Annotated in this window: 19 protein-coding genes and 1 pseudogene; 15 read left to right on the plus strand and 5 right to left on the minus strand. The window is 70.9% G+C overall.

Annotated elements, in window-relative coordinates:
- The first annotated feature begins 32 nt into the window (after window positions 1–32).
- The 6 genes from rplQ (at window position 33) to VGS97_RS22875 (ending at window position 5101) form a co-directional block, all read left to right on the plus strand.
- A complete protein-coding gene (gene rplQ / locus VGS97_RS22850) occupies window positions 33–599 on the plus strand; it encodes a 50S ribosomal protein L17 (RefSeq protein WP_326855676.1) in 567 nt (188 codons plus the stop codon).
- 56 nt (window positions 600–655) lie between these two features.
- Complete coding sequence (gene truA / locus VGS97_RS22855) at window positions 656–1513, plus strand: tRNA pseudouridine(38-40) synthase TruA (RefSeq protein ID WP_326855677.1); 858 nt, start codon at window positions 656–658, stop codon at window positions 1511–1513.
- A gap of 220 nt (window positions 1514–1733) precedes the next feature.
- Entirely contained in the window at window positions 1734–2177 is a 444-nt protein-coding gene (gene rplM / locus VGS97_RS22860) for a 50S ribosomal protein L13 (protein WP_326855678.1), read from the plus strand.
- Window positions 2178–2222: 45 nt separating this feature from the next.
- Window positions 2223–2726, plus strand: a complete 504-nt coding sequence (rpsI, locus tag VGS97_RS22865) for a 30S ribosomal protein S9 (RefSeq protein WP_349262232.1) — start codon at window positions 2223–2225, stop codon at window positions 2724–2726.
- A gap of 295 nt (window positions 2727–3021) precedes the next feature.
- The gene (glmM, locus tag VGS97_RS22870; protein WP_326855679.1) at window positions 3022–4365 is read left to right on the plus strand and encodes a phosphoglucosamine mutase; all 1344 of its coding nucleotides are present in this window, start codon (window positions 3022–3024) and stop codon (window positions 4363–4365) included.
- 76 nt (window positions 4366–4441) lie between these two features.
- The gene (locus VGS97_RS22875; RefSeq protein WP_326855680.1) at window positions 4442–5101 is read left to right on the plus strand and encodes a class I SAM-dependent methyltransferase; all 660 of its coding nucleotides are present in this window, start codon (window positions 4442–4444) and stop codon (window positions 5099–5101) included.
- A gap of 9 nt (window positions 5102–5110) precedes the next feature.
- On the opposite strand, the gene VGS97_RS22880 is transcribed toward VGS97_RS22875, so the two are convergent.
- The 4 genes from VGS97_RS22880 to VGS97_RS22895 are packed head-to-tail and all read right to left on the minus strand — an operon-like array spanning window position 5111 to window position 8704.
- Window positions 5111–5830, minus strand: coding sequence for an ABC transporter permease (locus VGS97_RS22880; RefSeq protein ID WP_326855681.1), 720 nt, complete (start codon window positions 5828–5830; stop codon window positions 5111–5113).
- Window positions 5831–5832: 2 nt separating this feature from the next.
- Window positions 5833–6768 (minus strand): ABC transporter ATP-binding protein, encoded by a 936-nt coding sequence (locus VGS97_RS22885; protein WP_326855682.1) that lies wholly within the window; start codon window positions 6766–6768, stop codon window positions 5833–5835.
- A complete protein-coding gene (locus tag VGS97_RS22890; RefSeq protein WP_326855683.1) occupies window positions 6765–7760 on the minus strand; it encodes a hypothetical protein in 996 nt (331 codons plus the stop codon). The genes VGS97_RS22885 and VGS97_RS22890 overlap by 4 nt, the downstream gene beginning before the upstream one ends.
- Complete coding sequence (locus tag VGS97_RS22895) at window positions 7757–8704, minus strand: ABC transporter ATP-binding protein (protein ID WP_326855684.1); 948 nt, start codon at window positions 8702–8704, stop codon at window positions 7757–7759. The genes VGS97_RS22890 and VGS97_RS22895 overlap by 4 nt, the downstream gene beginning before the upstream one ends.
- A gap of 110 nt (window positions 8705–8814) precedes the next feature.
- On the opposite strand from VGS97_RS22895, the gene glmS reads away from it, so the two are divergent.
- The 7 genes from glmS to tsaE all read left to right on the plus strand — a co-directional run bounded on the left by glmS (window position 8815) and on the right by tsaE (window position 15927).
- Window positions 8815–10659 carry a glutamine--fructose-6-phosphate transaminase (isomerizing) gene (gene glmS / locus VGS97_RS22900; protein WP_326855685.1) on the plus strand — a complete coding sequence of 615 codons (1845 nt, stop codon included), beginning with the start codon at window positions 8815–8817 and terminating at the stop codon, window positions 10657–10659.
- Between the two features lie 23 nt (window positions 10660–10682).
- Window positions 10683–11153 carry a DUF6941 family protein gene (locus VGS97_RS22905; RefSeq protein ID WP_326855686.1) on the plus strand — a complete coding sequence of 157 codons (471 nt, stop codon included), beginning with the start codon at window positions 10683–10685 and terminating at the stop codon, window positions 11151–11153.
- 15 nt (window positions 11154–11168) lie between these two features.
- The gene (locus VGS97_RS22910) at window positions 11169–11519 is read left to right on the plus strand and encodes a holo-ACP synthase (protein WP_326855687.1); all 351 of its coding nucleotides are present in this window, start codon (window positions 11169–11171) and stop codon (window positions 11517–11519) included.
- A 6-nt stretch (window positions 11520–11525) separates the two neighbouring features.
- Window positions 11526–12965, plus strand: a complete 1440-nt coding sequence (locus VGS97_RS22915; protein ID WP_326855688.1) for an NAD(P)H-hydrate dehydratase — start codon at window positions 11526–11528, stop codon at window positions 12963–12965.
- Window positions 12962–14101 carry an alanine racemase gene (alr, locus tag VGS97_RS22920; protein ID WP_326855689.1) on the plus strand — a complete coding sequence of 380 codons (1140 nt, stop codon included), beginning with the start codon at window positions 12962–12964 and terminating at the stop codon, window positions 14099–14101. The genes VGS97_RS22915 and alr overlap by 4 nt, the downstream gene beginning before the upstream one ends.
- Before the next feature lie 82 nt (window positions 14102–14183).
- Window positions 14184–15380, plus strand: coding sequence for an alpha/beta hydrolase (locus VGS97_RS22925; RefSeq protein WP_326855690.1), 1197 nt, complete (start codon window positions 14184–14186; stop codon window positions 15378–15380).
- Window positions 15381–15435: 55 nt separating this feature from the next.
- Window positions 15436–15927: a tRNA (adenosine(37)-N6)-threonylcarbamoyltransferase complex ATPase subunit type 1 TsaE gene (gene tsaE / locus VGS97_RS22930; protein ID WP_326855691.1), complete on the plus strand. Its 492-nt coding sequence runs from the start codon at window positions 15436–15438 to the stop codon at window positions 15925–15927.
- A gap of 7 nt (window positions 15928–15934) precedes the next feature.
- On the opposite strand, the gene VGS97_RS22935 is transcribed toward tsaE, so the two are convergent.
- Window positions 15935–16627, minus strand: coding sequence for a L,D-transpeptidase (locus VGS97_RS22935; protein ID WP_326855692.1), 693 nt, complete (start codon window positions 16625–16627; stop codon window positions 15935–15937).
- A 142-nt stretch (window positions 16628–16769) separates the two neighbouring features.
- Here VGS97_RS22935 and tsaB point away from each other — a divergent pair, with 142 nt between their 5' ends.
- Together tsaB and VGS97_RS29850 are read left to right on the plus strand one after the other, a co-directional pair.
- Window positions 16770–17492: a tRNA (adenosine(37)-N6)-threonylcarbamoyltransferase complex dimerization subunit type 1 TsaB gene (tsaB, locus tag VGS97_RS22940; RefSeq protein ID WP_326855693.1), complete on the plus strand. Its 723-nt coding sequence runs from the start codon at window positions 16770–16772 to the stop codon at window positions 17490–17492.
- Window positions 17489–17686, plus strand: a pseudogene (locus VGS97_RS29850) (hypothetical protein); the annotation flags it as partial. The gene tsaB and the pseudogene VGS97_RS29850, both read left to right, overlap by 4 nt.

The raw sequence follows: 17686 nt of genomic DNA on the forward strand, positions 1-17686 counted from the left end.
GCCCACGCAGGATCCAAGAGGAGACAGAAGCAATGCCCACCCCGAAGAAGGGGCCCCGCCTCGGCGGTTCCGGTGCGCACCAGAAGCACATCCTGGCGAACCTGGCCAAGTCCCTGATCGAGCACGGCGGGATCACCACCACCCACGCCAAGGCGCGCGAGCTGCGGCCGTTCGTGGAGCCGCTGATCACCAAGGCCCGCAAGGGCGGCCTGCACAACCGCCGCCAGGTCATGGCGGCGCTGGAGATCCGCAACACCGCGTTCTACGACGGCGGCGGCGTGATCGCCAAGCTGTTCGAGCAGGTCGGCCCGGCGTATGTGGAGCGTCCGGGCGGTTACACCCGGATCATCAAGCTCGGCCCGCGCCGTGGCGACAACGCCCCCATGGCCCGCATCGAACTGGTCGAGGCCCGCACCGTGCAGCAGCAGGCGACCGACGAGGCGACTGCGGCGACGCGGCGTGCCGTCAAGGAAACCGCGGCGAAGAAGAGCACGGCCGCTCCGGAGGACGAGGTCGTGGACGAGGTCGTCGAAGACTCGGTCGTCGCCGACGCCGCTGAGGCCGACGGCGAGCCCGAGGACGCCAAGCCGGAGGCGTGAGCAGTCACGCGCTCTGACACGGTGTCACATGATGCTGGTCACACGATGCTGGTCACATGGTGCAGCTATTCGATGCGGGTGAGAGCCACATGAGGGCTCTCACCCGCATTCGCTTGGATCTCGCCTATGACGGAACGGACTTCGCCGGCTGGGCTCGGCAGCGCTCGGGCGTGCGCACGGTCCAGGGCGTGCTGGAAGACGCGCTGACCGCCGTACTACGTCTGCGCGAGCCCGCGCAGCTCACCGTCGCAGGGCGTACCGATGCCGGAGTACACGCGTCCGGCCAGGTCGCGCATGTGGACCTGCCGACCGGAACGTGGATCGAGCACGCGGACAAGCTCCTCTATCGGCTGGCCGGCAAGCTGCCGATGGACGTACGCGTCTGGGCCGTGTCCGAAGCACCCGCCGACTTCGACGCACGCTTCGCCGCCCTGTCGAGACGTTACGTCTACCGCGTCGGCGACTCGCGCCACGGCGTCGAGCCGGTGCGGCGCCGTTTCGTCCTCTGGCACGCGCATCAACTGGATGTCGCCGCGATGAACGACGCCGGCGCGCTGATGCTCGGCGAGCACGACTTCGCCGCCTACTGCAAGAAGCGCGAGGGCGCGACCACGATCAGGCGCCTGCTACGCATCGACTGGCAGCGCACCCGGCACGACGAGGTGGCGGCGACGGTCGAGGCCGACGCGTTCTGCCACTCGATGGTGCGCGCGCTGGTGGCGGCGATGCTGATGGTCGGAGACGCCCGGCGCCCGGCGGACTTCCCGGCCGAGGTGCTCGGCAGCCTGATCCGCCATCCCGGTGTCAACGTCGTCCCGCCGCACGGTCTCTCACTCGAAGAGGTGCGATACCCGGAGGATGAGCAGCTGGCCGCCCGCGCCCTCGAAGCGCGCCGGATCCGGACGCTGTGTTGATTCGCCGGATTGGTCGTTTTGACCCTGTGACTGCTTGTCAAGTAGCCTGTACGCGTTCGTTTCCGCGCATCGCCGTCTCTTCACGGCGCGCGCCCGGACTTCGGCCGATCGCAGAGCCGAAGAAGCCGGGGGGCACGGTGCCTGATGCCGTAGGTATCGGCGTCACCGCGTGCCTACGGATCCCAAGCATTCAGGTATTCCATCTAACGAAGGCAATCCCGTGCCCACGTACAGCCCCAAGCCCGGCGAGGTCGAGCAGAAGTGGTACGTCATCGACGCCGCTGACGTCGTCCTCGGCCGGCTCGCCAGCCAGACGGCAATCCTCCTGCGTGGCAAGCACAAGCCGCAGTTCGCGCCGCACGTGGACACCGGCGACTTCGTGATCATCGTCAACGCCGACAAGGTCCACCTGTCCGGCAACAAGCGCGAGGACAAGCTGGCCTACCGGCACTCCGGCTACCCCGGTGGTCTGCGCTCGGTCAAGTACGGCGACCTGATCGACAAGGACTCCCGCAAGGCCGTGGAGAAGGCCGTGCGCGGCATGCTGCCGAAGAACACCCTCGGCCGCCAGATGCTGAAGAAGCTCAAGGTCTACGGCGGCCCGGCGCACCCGCACGCCGCGCAGCAGCCCGAGCCGTACACGCTGTCCCAGGTCGCGCAGTAACCACTGCCGCTAACTGTTTCCCGATCGAATAAGGAGTTCGCGGCTGTGTCTGAAATGACCGCCGAAGTCGAGGCCGAGGCCATCGACGACGAGGAAGTCCCCGAGACGTACACCACCGAGACCGCCCCGGCCTCCGCGCCGGCCCGGCAGCTCTCGGTGACCATCGCGGCCGGCGGCACCGGCCGCCGCAAGGAGGCCGTCGCCCGGGTGCGCATCATTCCGGGCACCGGCAAGTGGAAGATCAACGGTCGTTCGCTCGACTCGTACTTCCCGAACAAGGTGCACCAGCAGGAGGTCAACGAGCCCTTCCACGTGCTGGAGCTGGACGGCCGCTACGACGTGATCGCCCGCATCGACGGCGGCGGCGTGTCCGGCCAGGCCGGTGCGCTGCGCCTGGGCATCGCGCGCGCGCTGAACGAGGCCGACACCGAGAACAACCGGCCGTCCCTGAAGAAGGCCGGCTTCCTCACCCGTGACGCGCGGGTGAAGGAGCGCAAGAAGGCCGGTCTCAAGAAGGCCCGCAAGGCTCCGCAGTACAGCAAGCGCTAGTACCGTCGCTATTTCCGTGGCGGTCGGCCTTCGCTGCGCTCGCCGCCTCATGACGACATCTGGCCGCGTTGTGGAAACGCTCACGCACCACCAGTGCGAGAGCGTTCCCGCGTCTTGCTGAACGCCATCCTGGCGCGGCGCAAAGCCGACATGCGACCCTGCTGTGCGCTTTTCGCGTACGGTGGGGTTGCCTGTTTTCCGGCGGGTAACGCACAGCGCAACCATGACCCCTCTCTCCTTGTCGTCTTTACCGAGACCTCGACAACCCACTAGTCCACCTCTGGGGGTTCGGACCATGGCCCGACTTTTCGGCACCGACGGCGTGCGCGGCCTCGCCAACCGGGATCTGACCGCCGAGCTCGCGCTCGACCTGTCGATCGCCGCGGCGCACGTCCTTGCCGAACTGGGCACCTTCGCCGGGCACCGGCCCAGGGCGGTGGTCGGCCGGGACCCGCGGGCCTCCGGCGAGTTCCTGGAGGCCGCGGTGTCCGCCGGGCTGGCCTCCGCCGGAGTCGACGTGATCCGGGTCGGCGTGCTGCCCACCCCGGCCGTGGCGTACCTGACCGAGGCGCTCGGCGCCGACCTCGGCGTGATGCTCTCGGCGAGCCACAATCCCGCTCCGGACAACGGGATCAAGTTCTTCTCCCGCGGCGGCCTCAAGCTGGCCGACGAGGTCGAGGAGGCGATCGAGGCCCGCATCGGCGAGCAGTGGGAGCGGCCGGTCGGCGGCGGCGTGGGCCGGATCACCGACCTGCCGGACGGCGGTTCGCGGTACGTGGACTACCTCGTCTCGACCGTGCCCAACCGGCTTGACGGTCTCAAGGTGGTCGTGGACGAGGCGCACGGCGCGGCATACCGGGTCTCGCCGGAGGCGCTGCGCTGGCTCGGCGCGGAAGTCGTCGAGATCGGCGTGCAGCCGGACGGCCTGAACATCAACGACGGCTGCGGCAGCACGCACCTCGACTCGCTGCGCGCCGCGGTGGCCGAGCACGGCGCCGACGCGGGCATCGCGCACGACGGCGACGCGGACCGCTGCCTGGCCGTGGACGCGTCCGGCGCGGTCGTGGACGGCGACCAGGTCATCGCGATACTCGCTCTCGCGCTGCGCGAGCACGGCAAGCTGGCCAAGGACACCGTCGTCACGACCGTGATGTCCAACCTCGGCTTCAAGATCGCGATGGAGCGGGAGGGGGTGACGGTGGTGCAGACCGCCGTCGGCGACCGCTACGTCCTGGAGGCCATGCGGGCCGACGGCCTGTCCATCGGCGGCGAGCAGTCCGGCCATGTGATCCTGCTCGACCACGCCAGGACCGGCGACGGCGTGCTGACCGGCCTGCACCTGCTCGCGCGCGTCGCCGAGACCGGCAAGCCGCTGGAAGAGCTCGCCGCGGTCATGCGCCGGCTGCCGCAGGTGCTGGTCAATGTCAAGGACGTGGACAAGTCGCGGGTCGACACGTCGCCGCAGATCTCCGAGGCGGTCGGCGCCGCGCAGAGCGAACTGGGCACCGGCGGCCGCGTGCTGCTGCGGCCCTCGGGCACTGAGCCGATGGTGCGTGTGATGGTCGAGGCGGAATCGCACGATCTGGCCGAGTCCGTCGCACAGAGGCTCGCCGGCGTGGTGCGCACGGCACTCGCCTGATGGCGCAGTCTTTCGGCGAATAGCACCGTTCCGGCGACGTCTTGTGGCAGTGTTTCCCCGAAAAAGGGGCGGCACTGTGGTCGGGACGCGTGGTGTGCGTGAGCGGTTCGTGGACTCGCCGACTTCGCTCGGCGCGAAGGCCAGGGCGCGCCGCTGGGAGTGGTTTCGGCGGGAGTTCCCCGACCTCGGCTCGATGTCGGTGATCGACCTCGGCGGCAGGCCGGAATCGTGGCTGCGGGCGCCGGTGCGCCCGGCGCGGGTCCACGTGGTCAATCTGGAGCCGCCGCCGGAAGTGACGCCGGACTGGATCACCGCCGAGGAAGGCGACGCCTGCGACCTGCCCGCGCACGTGCGCAAGGGTGAGTACGACCTGGTGTTCTCCAACTCGGTGATCGAACACGTCGGCGGCCACCAGCAGCGGGCGCGGTTCGCCGAGGCGGTGCGCGGCCTCGCTCCGCGCCACTGGGTCCAGACCCCGTACCGGTACTTCCCGGTCGAGCCGCACTTCCTGTTCCCCGGCTTCCAGTTCCTGCCGCTGGCCGCCCGAGCGGGAATCGTGCGCCGCTGGCCGCTGGTGCACTCCCGCCCCGACGACCGGCCGACCGCACTGCGCGTCGCCCTCGGCGTCGAGCTGCTGAGCAGGACCGAGTTGGCGTACTACTTCCCGCACTCCGCCATCCGTCAGGAGCGGATCGGCGGGCTCGCCAAGTCGCTGGTGGCCGTCAAGACGGCCTGAGCTGGCCGGTCACGCATCCCCGGTCAATCTGAACGAGCGCAGCCGGTTCGCGGCGAATGCGAGTGCTGCGCCGCTGGCGATCACGGCCAGGATCAGCGCGGTGGTGGCGGTCAGGTGCGCGTCGAGCGCGTCGTTCTTCGCGATCGAGTTCGCCACGCCGAGGGCGTACTGCTCGGCGGAGAGGTACTTCGCGCCGGTGACCAGGTTGGTGACCAGGTCCTCCCAGATCGCGACGTAAGCCAGCGCGTAGGTCACCGGGTGCTTGCTGACCGTGGAGATCAGCACGAACACCGCCGAGTAGACCGTGGAGGCGACGACCGCGCCGAGGCCGAGGCCGACCGCCAGCTTGCCGACCGACCCGGCCGCGATGATCCCGGCGACGAATTCGGGCACCGCGGCGAACAGCACCGTCACCACGGTCGCGATGAAGGCTTTGGTGGCGATCACCGACTCACGGGGCACCGGGGTGGCCAGCAGGTGCAGGATCGAGCTGTCGTCGATCTCGGAGCCGAGCACCGAGGTGCCCACGATCAGCGCGGTCAGCGGGAGCAGCGCGCTGAAGCCGACCCGGCCGAGCATCTCGCCGGGCCAGGTGGGCGAGGCGCCGTGCGCCGCCTTCAGCGCGATGGTCAGGATCAGCAGGACGGCCGCGGGCAGCGCGAGCAGGAACGCGCGTTTGCGGCCGAGCAGCGCGCGCAGGGTGATCCTGGCGATGGTCGGGTTGAACATCCCTAGGCTCCCACGAGGTAGGCGAAGACCGATTCGAGCGATTCGTCGGCCGGGATGACTTCGCGCAGGCCGACTCCGGCGTCGCGGCTCGCGCGCGCGAGCTGGCGGGTGAACGTGCCGTGGTCGCCCGCGTGCACCTCAAGGCCGGCGCCGGTGAGCGTCACGCCCTGGACCGCCGGAGAGCCGATGAGCGCTTGGGCGAGGGCGCGGTCGTTCGTGGTGCGCACGACGAACACGTGCGGCCGGTTGGTCATCAGCCGCCTGATGGTGCGGTAGTCGCCGGACGCGGCGAGCCGTCCGGCCACGACGACCTGGACCGTGTCCGCGAGGCGTTCGACCTCTTCCAGGATGTGCGAGGAGAACAGGATGACGCGGCCGGCCCGGCCGAGCCCGCGCAGCAGATCCATCATGTGCAGCCGCTGGCGCGGGTCCATCCCGTTGAACGGCTCGTCGAGCAGGAGGACCTGCGGATCGTGCACGAGCGCCGCGGCGACTTTGGCTCGCTGGCGCATGCCTTTGGAGTACGTGTCGATCGTCCGGTCGGCCGCGTCGATCAGCTCGACCATCTCCAGCGCGCGTTCGGCGGCGGCCTTCGGGTCGGGCAGCCTGTGCAGCTTCGCGGACGCGACCACGAACTCGCGGGCGGTCAGGAAGGCGTAGACCGAGTCGCGTTCCGGGACCAGGCCGACGGTCCGGAAGATGCCGGGGTTGCGCCACGGCGCCGTGCCGCCGATGGTCACCGTGCCGCGCGAGGGCTCCAGGAACCCGGAGATCATGTGCAGCAGGGTCGACTTGCCGGCGCCGTTCGGGCCGAGCAGCCCGGTGACCCCGGGGCCGAGCGTCATGGTGATGTCGTTGACCGCGACGACGTTGCCGTACCAGCGGGTGGTGTTGGTCAGCTGGACCGTGGAGGCGGCCGCTGTGACGTCGGTGCTCATGCGACACCAACTTTCCGGTAGCGCAGGTACAGGCCGCCGGCGGTCAGGCCGGTCAGCAGGATCAGTTCGGCCGCGTACAGTCCGCCGGCGCCCTGCGGATCGGGGATGTTGCCGTCGGTGGCGTGGAAGGCCCAGATCCGGGTGCCCTCGACCAGGCGCAGCGGGTCGACCAGGCCGCCGTTGCGGGCGATCCCGTTGTAGGTGATCGTCTCCTTGAACGGCGGGGGATTGGTGTCCGGACCCTGCTGCGCACCGGGTCCCTGCGTCACCGCCACCGGCGGCGGGCCGTCCCCGTGGGTGCCGACGGATTCGAGCACGTGCGAGATCGCGGTCGTGGCCAGCAGCAGGATCGCGATCGCCCCGGTGGCCAGCGCGCGGCGGCCGGTGGTGGAGGCGATCAGCAGCGTCAGCGGCGCGAAGAGCAGGCCGTAGGCGAGGGCGACCAGCAGGCCGGGCACGAGATCCCTGGTCTGCGCCCACACGCCCGAGCCGCTGGTGGACGACGCGATGGTGCCGAGGTACATCGCCACCAGCGGCAGTCCCTCGAACAGCACGATCGCGGTGGCCAGCGCCAGCAGCTTCGCCAGCGGGTAGTCGGCGCGGCGCAGCGGCCGGGAGAAGTACAGCGGCAGCGTGTGGTGCCGCAGGTCGCGCGAGACCAGTTCGGGCGCGGCCACCGCGACGAACAGGAAGAACAGCAGCGAGGTGTTGTAGGCGTAGTGCGTGTAGGGCAGCGGCAGCGATCCGCCGACGTCCGCCACCTTGTAGATGGAGACCGCGGCCGGCAGCATCATCAGCGCGAACGTGGCCAGCGGGATGATCCTCGCCCGCGCGCTGCGGCCGAAGCCGAAGGCCGCGCGCAGGCTGAAGAAGTAGAGCGCGCGCACGATGTGCGCCCGGCCGAGCCGGGTGCCGGTGTACGGCTTGTATCCGATGTCGTGGATGACGCTGCCGTTGCCGTCCGAAGCGGCGGTGGTGCTCGTCGTGGTCATGGTCGCGCCTCCGCGGCCCGGGGTTCGGTGGCAGGAGTTCGGGTGGCACCGGTGGCGAAGAGCTCTTCGACGTGGTGCCGTCGGTGTTCCATCCGGTTGAGCGGCAGTCCGAGGTCGGCGATCGCGTCGCGTACGAGGTCGAACACGGCGTCCGAGCCGACCGGGACGAGCAGCGCGCGCTCCTCGCGGTGCACGGTTATTCCGGCGGCGGCCAGGTGCGCGGCGAGCCGGTCGCCACCCTCCTCGACCTCTATCGCGAGCCACGGCACGTTCTGCGTCATCGAGGACAGCGACGCGGCGCGCAGCAGCGCCCCGCCCTCGATCGCCACCAGGTGGTCGCAGATCCGCTCGATCTCGCTGAGCAGGTGGGAGGCGACCATGACGGCGATGCCGAACTCGGTGCCGATCCGGTGGATCAGCGCCAGCATCGCGTCCCGGCCCGCCGGGTCGAGGCCGTTGGTCGGCTCGTCGAGCAGCAGCAGCCCGGGGTCGCCGACCAGCGCCTGCGCCAGCTTGACCCGCTGCTTCATGCCGGTGGAGAAGGTGCCGATCTGCCGGTAGCGCTCCTCGTGCAGGCCGACGTGCCGCAGCGCCTCGGCGGCCTGCTCCTTCGCGGCCGTGGCGGGCAGCCCGGTCATCCGGCCCAGATGCGTGACCAACTCGGTGGCGGTCACGTCCGGCGGCAGGCAGTCGTGCTCCGGCATGTAGCCCACCCGGGCGCGGATCAGTTCGCCGTCGGTCCGGGTGTCGTGGCCGAGCACCCGCGCGCTGCCCTCGGTCGGGTCGAGCAGCCCGAGCAGGATCTTGATGAGGGTGGACTTTCCGGCGCCGTTCGCGCCGACCAGGCCGGTGATCCCGGGCTCGACGGCCAGGGTGAGTCCGGTCAGCGCGGTCACGCCGCCCGGATAGCGTTTGCCGAGGTCTCGCGTCTCGATGACTGACACGCGGACACCGTAGTCCCGGCGGCTGTCGTGCGGCGTCCGCTCGGGGGATGACCCGACCCGGACGTCCGGCTAAGGGTTGTTCCGGAGCACGGCCCGGTAGGGTGGCAGACATGTGCGGAATTGTGGGGTACGTCGGCGGGAAGCCGGCCTTGGACGTCGTGCTGGAAGGCCTGCGGCGGCTTGAGTACCGCGGCTACGACTCGGCCGGGATCGCGGTGCTCGCCGACGGCCGGCTGGACGGCCGCAAGAAGGCCGGGAAGCTGGCGAACCTGGAGAAGGAGCTGGCCGAGCGGCCGCTGCCGGCCGCTACGGTCGGGCTCGGGCACACCCGGTGGGCCACGCACGGCGGTCCGACCGACGGCAACGCGCATCCGCACTTCGACGCGGCGGGCCGGGTCGCCGTCGTGCACAACGGGATCATCGAGAACTTCGCCGCGCTGCGGGCCGAGCTGGCCGCGGGCGGCGTGGAACTGCGCAGCGAGACCGACACCGAGGTGGTCGCGCACCTGCTCGGCGCCGAGATGGAGACGTCCGGCAGCCTTGCCGAAGCCATGCGGCGGGTGTGCCGGCGGCTGGCCGGCGCGTTCACCCTCGTCGCGGTGCACGCCGACGACCCGGACGCGGTGGTCGGCGCGCGGCTGAACTCGCCGCTGGTGGTCGGGGTCGGCGACGGCGAGGCCTTCCTGTGCAGCGACGTGGCCGGGTTCATCGGGCACACCCGCGAGGCCATAGAACTCGGCCAGGGGCAGGTGGTGGAGGTGCGCCGGGACGCGGTCGCCGTCACCGACTTCTCCGGCGCCCCGGCCGAGGCCAAGCGCTTCCACGTGGACTGGGACGTGAAGGCCGCCGAGAAGAGCGGCTACGAGTACTTCATGCTCAAGGAGATCGACGAGCAGCCGCAGGCGGTCGCGGACACCCTGCTCGGCCGGGTCTCGGCCGGCGGCAAGCTCACGCTCGACGAGATGCGGATGAGCGAGGAGGAGCTGCGCAGCGTCGACAAGATCGTCGTGATCGCGGCGGGCACCGCGTTCCACGCCGGGCTGATCGCCAAGTACGCGATCGAACACTGGACCCGCATCCCGGTGGAGTGCGAACTGGCGTCCGAGTTCCGTTACCGCGACCCGATCCTGACCCGCGACACGCTGGTGATAGCGATTTCGCAGAGCGGCGAGACCGCCGACACGCTGATGGCGCTGCGGCACGCGCGCGACCAGCACGCGCGGGTGCTGGCGATCTGCAACACCAACGGCGCGACGATCCCGCGCGAGTCGGACGCCGTCGTGTACACGCACGGCGGGCCGGAGATCGCGGTCGCGTCGACGAAGGCGTTCCTCACCCAGCTGATCGCGTGTTACCTGGTCGGTCTGTACCTGGCGCAGGTGCGCGGGGAGAAGTACGAGGACGAAATCAAGACGCTGCTCGGGCAGTTAAACTCGGCCCCGGCGAAGGTGGCCGAGACGCTGGAGCGGATGGGGCCGGTCCGGGAACTCGGCCGGGCGCTCAAGGACGAGGGCAGGGTGCTGTTCCTCGGCCGGCACGTCGGGTTCCCGGTCGCGCTGGAGGGGGCGCTCAAGCTCAAGGAACTGGCCTACGTGCACGCCGAGGGCTTCGCCGCGGGCGAGCTCAAGCACGGCCCGATCGCGCTGATCGAGCAGGACCTGCCGGTCGTGGTGGTGGTGCCGCCGCCGTCCCGGCCGCTGCTGCACGACAAGATCGTCTCGAACATCCAGGAGATCCGGGCGCGCGGCGCGAAGACCATCGTGATCGCGCAGGACGGGGACGACGCGGTCGCGCCGTACGCGGACACGCTGATCCGGGTGCCGGAACTGCCGACACTGCTGCAACCGTTGGTAGCCACAGTGCCGCTTCAGGTCTTCGCCTGCGCCCTGGCCGATGCCAAGGGCCTGGACGTGGACCAGCCGCGCAACCTTGCGAAGTCCGTGACCGTCGAGTGACCGCTGAGGATCCGATCGCTGCCATGAATGTCACCATGATGCTCTGCGACCACGCCCAAGTGGCCGGAGGCAAGCTCTTCATCGCCGGCGGAGGGTGGAGCGCGACCGACACGCCGACCGCGCCGAGCGCCATCGCGCTGATCATCTCCGTGCCCTGGGACCGGACCAACAGCCGGATCCAGTTCGCCCTGGCGCTGACCGACCAGGACGGCCGGGCGGTCAGCCAGATGGGTCCGCAGGGCGCGGTCCCGACCCGGATCGAGGGCCAGGTCGAGGTGGGCAGGCCGCCGGGGGTCAAGCCGGGTTCCCCCATCGACGTCCCGCTCGCCTTCAACGTCCAGTCGATGCTCCTCGACGCCGACTCGCGCTACACCTGGGAGCTGACCCTCGACGGCGAGCAGCAGGACAGCTGGACCCTGTCGTTCGCGACCCGGCCGCGGCAGGCGCCGGCCGGAGGCTACGGCCCGTCCGACATCGGCTTCCCCCGTGGTTGATCGGGCGGCCGGGCGATGATCGTCGGAGTCGGCATCGACGTGGTGGACATCGCGCGGTTCGAGGCGAGCCTCGAACGCACCGCGGGCATGGCGCAGCGGCTGTTCACCCCGGGTGAGCGGGAGCTGAAGATCGCGTCGCTGGCCGCCCGGTTCGCGGCCAAGGAGGCTCTCGCCAAGGCGCTCGGCGCGCCGGGCGGCCTGCATTGGCACGACGCCGAGGTGACGAACGAGCCGTCAGGCCGGCCGATGCTCACGGTAAGCGGCACGGTCGCGGCACGCGCCGCGGAACTCGGCGTCGCCGCGTTCCATCTGTCGCTCAGTCACGACGCGGGGATCGCCTCCGCCGTCGTGGTCGCCGAGCGGTGACGGGCCATGCGCCGCGCCTATTCCGTCGAAGCGATCCGGCACGCTGAAGCCGAACTGATGGCCCGTCTGCCCGACGGCGCCTTGATGCAGCGCGCCGCGGCCGGTCTCGCGACCGTCGCGGCACGCATTCTGCGCGAGTCCGGCGGCGTGTACGGCGCGCGAGTCACGCTGCTGGTCGGCGTCGGCGACAACGGCGGCGACGCGCTGTACGCGGGAGTACTGCTGGCCCGCCGGGCAGTGCGCGTCGACGCGATCCTGCTCGATCCGGGGCGGGTGCACGGCGGCGGGCTCGCGGCGCTGCGCGACGCGGGCGGTCGGATCGGCGACCTTGCGGCGCTTGAGCGCACTGATCTGATCATCGACGGTCTACTCGGCATCGGTGGCAAGGGCGCACTGCGTGCCCCCGCGTCCGATCTCGCCGAGGCCGCCGCCGCGTCCGGCGCGCCGGTCCTGGCTGTGGACTTGCCGAGCGGCATCGACGCCGATACCGGGCAGGTCTCCGGGACGGCGATCCGTGCGCACGTCACCGTGACCTTCGGCGCCTACAAGCCCGGCCTGCTCATCGACCCGGCGGCAGAACGCGCCGGGGTCGTCGAGTTCGTCGACATCGGCCTGAGCGCGCTGCCGCCGCAACCGGCCGTCGATGCGTTGCAGGTGGCGGATGTCGCGGCGCTGTTGCCCCGGCCCGCACACACGACGGACAAGTACGGCCGCGGTGTCGTCGGCGTCGCGTGCGGCTCCGTGCAGTATCCGGGCGCCGGAGTGCTGGCAGTGGGAGGCGCGCTGCGCGCCGGATGCGGCGCAATCCGCTACTCCGGGCCGCGCGAGGTCTCGGCGGACATACTGCGCCGCTGGCCGGAAATCCTGGTCGTGGACGCGCTCCCGGCGGAGGTCGGGCGGGTGCAGGCGTGGGTGTGCGGCAGCGGCCTTCCGGCCGACGACGCGTACTCGGCCGAGCGTACGCGTCAGGTGATCGAGAGCGGTCTGCCCACAGTCCTCGACGCAGGTGCGCTGAATTATGTCCACGCGAACGTGGGCACCCACTGCGTGCTCACTCCACACGCGGGTGAAGCAGCCAGGCTGCTCGGCGTCGCGCGTGCAGACGTCGAAACACAGCGGCTGGACTCGGTGCGCCGCCTCGCCGACACGTTCGGTGCCACGGTGCTGCTGAAGGGTTCGACGACGCTCGTCGCCGAGCCCGGCGGGTCGACCGTTCGAGCCAATCCGACCGGGACGCCCGCGCTGGCCACCGCAGGCAGCGGAGACGTGCTCGCCGGGCTGATCGGCGGCCTGCTCGCCGCCGGACTCGGTCCGCTGGACGCGGCGAGCGTCGGCGCTTACCTGCACGGCATGGCCGGCCGGGCCGCCGGCGACAGCGGGACCCCGATCTCAGCCGGTGACCTGCTCGCCGCGATTCCGCAGGCCTGGCACAATCTTCAGACATGAACAGCGCTGAGCCTGCCCGGCTGGAGGCGCGGATCGATCTCGCCGCGGTCCGCGCGAACGTGCGGCGGATGCGTGAGGTCGCCGGACCGGCGCATGTGATGGCGGTCGTGAAGGCCGACGCGTACGGGCACGGCATGGTCGCGTGCGCACGTGCCGCAGTCGACGCCGGCGCGACCTGGCTCGGCGTGGCGCTGCCCGAGGAGGCGCTGGCGCTGCGTGCGGCCGGACTGACGGCGCGGATCCTGACCTGGCTGCACGCGCCCGGCGACGCGTTCGCCGACCTGGTGCTTGCCGACGTGGACATCTCCGTCTCCGGCCTGTGGGCGCTGCGCGAGGTCACCGACGCCGTGCGCACGACCGGTCGGCCGGCGCGGATCCAGCTGAAAGCCGACACCGGCCTCGGCCGCAACGGGGCACAGCCCCGGGACTGGCCGCTGATCGTCGAGGAGGCGGTCAAGGCGCAGAAGGACGGCCTGGTGACCGTCACCGGGCTGTGGTCCCACTTCGCCTGCGCCGACGAGCCGCGCCATCCCTCGGTGGCTGCGCAGCTGGCAGTCTTCCGCGACGCGCTGGCGCTGGCCGAGACCGCCGGGCTGCGACCCGAGGTGCGGCACATGGCCAACTCCCCGGCCGCGCTGCTGCTCCCGGGCAGCCGCTTCGACCTGGTGCGCAGCGGCCTGGCCAGCTACGGGCTCTCGCCCGCGCCGCACGAGGGCAGCGCCGCGGACTTCGGCCTGCGGCCCGCGATGAGCCTCGTCGGGCGGCTCGCCCTGGTCAAGCAGGTGGACGCCGGGCACGGCATCTCTTACGGCCACACGTACTACACGCCCCGCCCGACCCGGCTCGGCCTGGTCCCCGCCGGGTACGCGGACGGAATCCCGCGCACGGCCTCCAACGTCGGACCGGTCTGGATCGACGGCCAGCGGCACACGATCGCCGGCCGGGTGGCGATGGACCAGTTCGTCGTCGACCTGGACGCTCAAGAGGCCGGTGTGGGCGACGAGGTCGTCCTTTTCGGCCCCGGGGACCGCGGCGAGCCCACCGCGCAGGACTGGGCCGACCGGATCGACACCATCGCGTACGAGATCGTCACGCGGATCGGCCCGCGCGTACCACGCGTCTACCTCAACGCCTAGCGGCGAGGCATGAACTGCTACCTAGAGGTAACACCCTTTATAGAGCAGCAAGGGGGCGTGTAAGCGGAAGGGTGAGCTTCTCGTGGACGAGAGTGCGTCAGGTAGTGCGCAGGGCGCGCTACTACAGCGCGCCATACCGCGCAGTGCCGGCATAGTCGGCGCGGCGCTTGGCGTCGTCGCGGCCGGTACCGCCGTCGGCATCGCGGTCGAGCGGTTCACCATCGGCCGCGCCGTGCGCCGCATGGCGGAGATCCACGACCCGGGAGACGCATTCGGCACGTTGCGCGGGGTTCCGCAGACCGTGATGGCGGCCGACGGCACCGAACTCTACGTCGAGGTCGACGATCCCTTCGGCTGGCCGCGCACCGTGGACTGGCGGCGGGCCGGCCGGCGCGTCCCGGCCACGCGAGCGGGACGTCCCGGCCTGCGCGAGTTCCCGACGCTGCTGTTCACCCACGGCTTCTGCCTGCCCCAGGACTGCTGGCACCACCAGCGCGCGGAGTTCTCCGGCGAGTACCGGATGGTGTTCTGGGACCAGCGCGGCCACGGCCGCTCGGACCGGCTGCGGCCGGACACCGAACTGTCGGTCGAGGTTACCGGCGAGGACCTGTACGCGGTGATCGAGGCGACCTGTCCGACCGGTCCGATCATCCTCATCGGTCACTCGATGGGCGGAATGACGATGATGGCGCTGGCCGAGACGCATCCGGAGCTGTTCGGCGACCGGATCGTCGGCGTGGCGCTGATGTCGACCTCTGCCGGGGAGATCAGCGGCCTTGAGTTCGGGCTGCCGAGGCTGGCCGCCAAGCTCTTCCACCGCACCGCGCCCGGCATGTTCGACCTGCTCACGAAGCAGCGCGCGCTGGTCGAGCGCGGCCGGCGGGCCGGCGGCGACGTCGGGCTGGTGCTGACGCGGCGTTACGCGTTCGGATCGGACGCCCCGGAGTCGGTCGTGCGGTTCGTGCAGGAGCTGATCGAGTCGACGCCGATCGAGGTGATCGCCCGCTTCTTCACCGCGCTGCGGGTGCACGACAAGACCGACGCGCTCCCGGTGTTCGACCGCGTCCCGGCGCTGGTGCTCGCCGCGGACCACGATCTGCTGCTGCCGCTCAAGCACAGCCGGGCGATGGCCGACGCGATCCCGGACGCCGACTTCGTGATCGTGCAGGACGCCGGGCACGTGGTGATCCTGGAGCATCCGGACGAGGTGAACAGCGCGCTGCGCAGGCTGGTGGACCGAGTCGAGGCGCGCCTCGACGAGTCGTCGAACGCCTCGTAGCGCGATCCCCGGGATGCAGCACGTCTGGGATTCGGCACGTCTAGGATTCAGCACCGTGGAAGTCACCGTGGTCGATCAGGTTCGGGCGGAAACGGCGCGGCGGACGCAGGAGGTCGCCCGTGCGCTCGGCGAGCGGTTGCGTGCAGGCGATCTGGTAATCCTCTCGGGCGAACTGGGCGCGGGCAAGACCACGTTCACCCAGGGCCTGGCCGAGGGACTGCGCGTGCGCGGCCCGATCACGTCGCCGACCTTCGTGATCGCGCGCGTACATCCGTCCCTGGTCGGCGGGGCGCCGCTGGTGCACGTGGACGCCTACCGGCTCGGCTCGCTCGCCGAGCTGGACGACCTGGATCTGGACGCTTCGGTGGAGGACTCGGTCACCGTGGTCGAGTGGGGCGAGGGCAAGGCCGAGGTGCTGGCAGGCGAGCGGCTGGAGATCCGGATCGCCCGCGCGAGCCCGTCCGCTGACGCCGACACTGCCACCGACGAGGCGCGCCTGATCACGATCACCGCACACGGCGCCGACCTCGCAGCCCGCTTCGCCTAGCCCATGCTCACGGCATGACCACGACAACCGTGCCGAAGTTGGAGAAGGTCCACAGCGCCTGGGCGTCAGCCTGGGTCATCCGGACGCCGCCGGTGCGCGCGGTCGGTGCGGGCGGCATGCCCGTCACGTTGGCCACCGCGTCGAAGCCGAAGGCCGTGGAGCTTCCGTCGACCCTGGCCTTGTTGAACAGCACCACGTACTGCACCGGCGTCCCGTCCGTGCCCGCCGCCGAGCTCAGTCGGTTCGTCACGCTGAAGTTGCCGGTCGGAGCGGTCACCGTGCCGGGCACGACGACGAAGGTGCGTACCACCGCGTTGGACGCGGAGACCAGCCACACGCGCCTGGCGGCCTCGCCGTAGACGATGCGCGGCCCCGAGCCGGAGTTCGCGGGCAGCGCCGTGGCGTTGGAATGCGTGCCGGACGCAGCAGGCGTTCCGCCCTTGGCCTGCGGGGTGGAGACGGTGCCGCCGGTCTTGGCTATCGCGCTGCTCGACACCTTCGGCGCGGTCGCCGCGGCCTGCGCGGCCAGCACCGCCACGCCGACCAGCGAGGCGGCGGTCATCACGAGGACCGAGTACGTCGCGCCGTGGCCGGGCTTCTTCGGCGCGGCGCGCGAGCCGGACTGCGGGCGTGCCGAAGCGTACTGCGACGGTCCGGCCGACGGTCCGGCGCCGCGTGACCCGATGCCGCGTCTACCCATCGCTGCGTCCAATCTGGCCAACGTCGAAGAGCGGCCACTCTCGGAACCGGCGTCCCTGAGGACAAGATTCGGTGACCCATCATGCCGCACGGGCCGGGAAGCCGTACCTGATTGCATGCCGGGTAGGGCAATAATGGCTCACGTGCTCCTCCTGGCTTTTGACACTGCGACCCCGGCGGTGACCGTCGCGCTACACGATGGAACCCGGACCCTCGCCGAACACACCGAGGTCGACGCCCGCCGCCATGGAGAACTGCTAGCGCCCGGGATCCGCACGGTGCTTGCGCAGGCCGGATGCTCACGCCACGACCTGACCGACGTGGCGGTCGGAGTCGGGCCCGGCCCGTTCACCGGGCTTCGGGTCGGGTTGGTGACCGCACAGGCGCTCGCCGACGCGCTCGGCATCGCCGTGCACGGGGTGTGCACGCTGGACATCCTCGCCTGGGCGGTGCGGCACGACGGGCCGTTCGCGGTCGCCACCGACGCGCGTCGCCGCGAGGTTTATTGGGCCCGCTACGCGGCCCCGGACCGGCGGGTGACCGACCCTGCGGTGGACTGGCCGCACGCGGTCGCGCCCGAGGTGGCCGGCCTGCCGGTGGCTGGTGAAGGGCCGGTGAAGTACCCGGATTCCCTCCCGATCCCAATCGCCCCCACGCTACCCACCGCCGCCGACCTAGCCGACTTGACGGTCCGTCGACTGACAGCACCCTTCGCACCCACCTCCACACCCACACCAACACTCACACCCACCTCCACACCCGACGGCTACACCGCGCTCCTACCGCCCGTGCCGCTCTACCTGCGCCGTCCGGACGCCGTCGAACCGGGCGCGCGTAAGCCGGTGAGCCAGCCGGCGTTGCGGTGAGTGCCGCGACGAGCGGCGGCAGCGGAACGGCGGAACCGCATTCGGCCGACCCTCCTGCCCCGCAAACGCGTGTACAGCGGTCGACACGCGCAGTACTGCGGCCAATGCGGTGGTGGGACATCCCGGCGGTGACGGTCCTGGAACACGTGACGTTCCCTGAAGATGCCTGGTCGGTCGGCATGTTCTGGTCCGAG

Origin of the sequence: Actinocrinis sp., from assembly GCF_035946395.1 — a bacterium.
In the GTDB taxonomy this organism is placed as follows: Bacteria; Actinomycetota; Actinomycetes; order Streptomycetales; family Catenulisporaceae; genus Actinocrinis.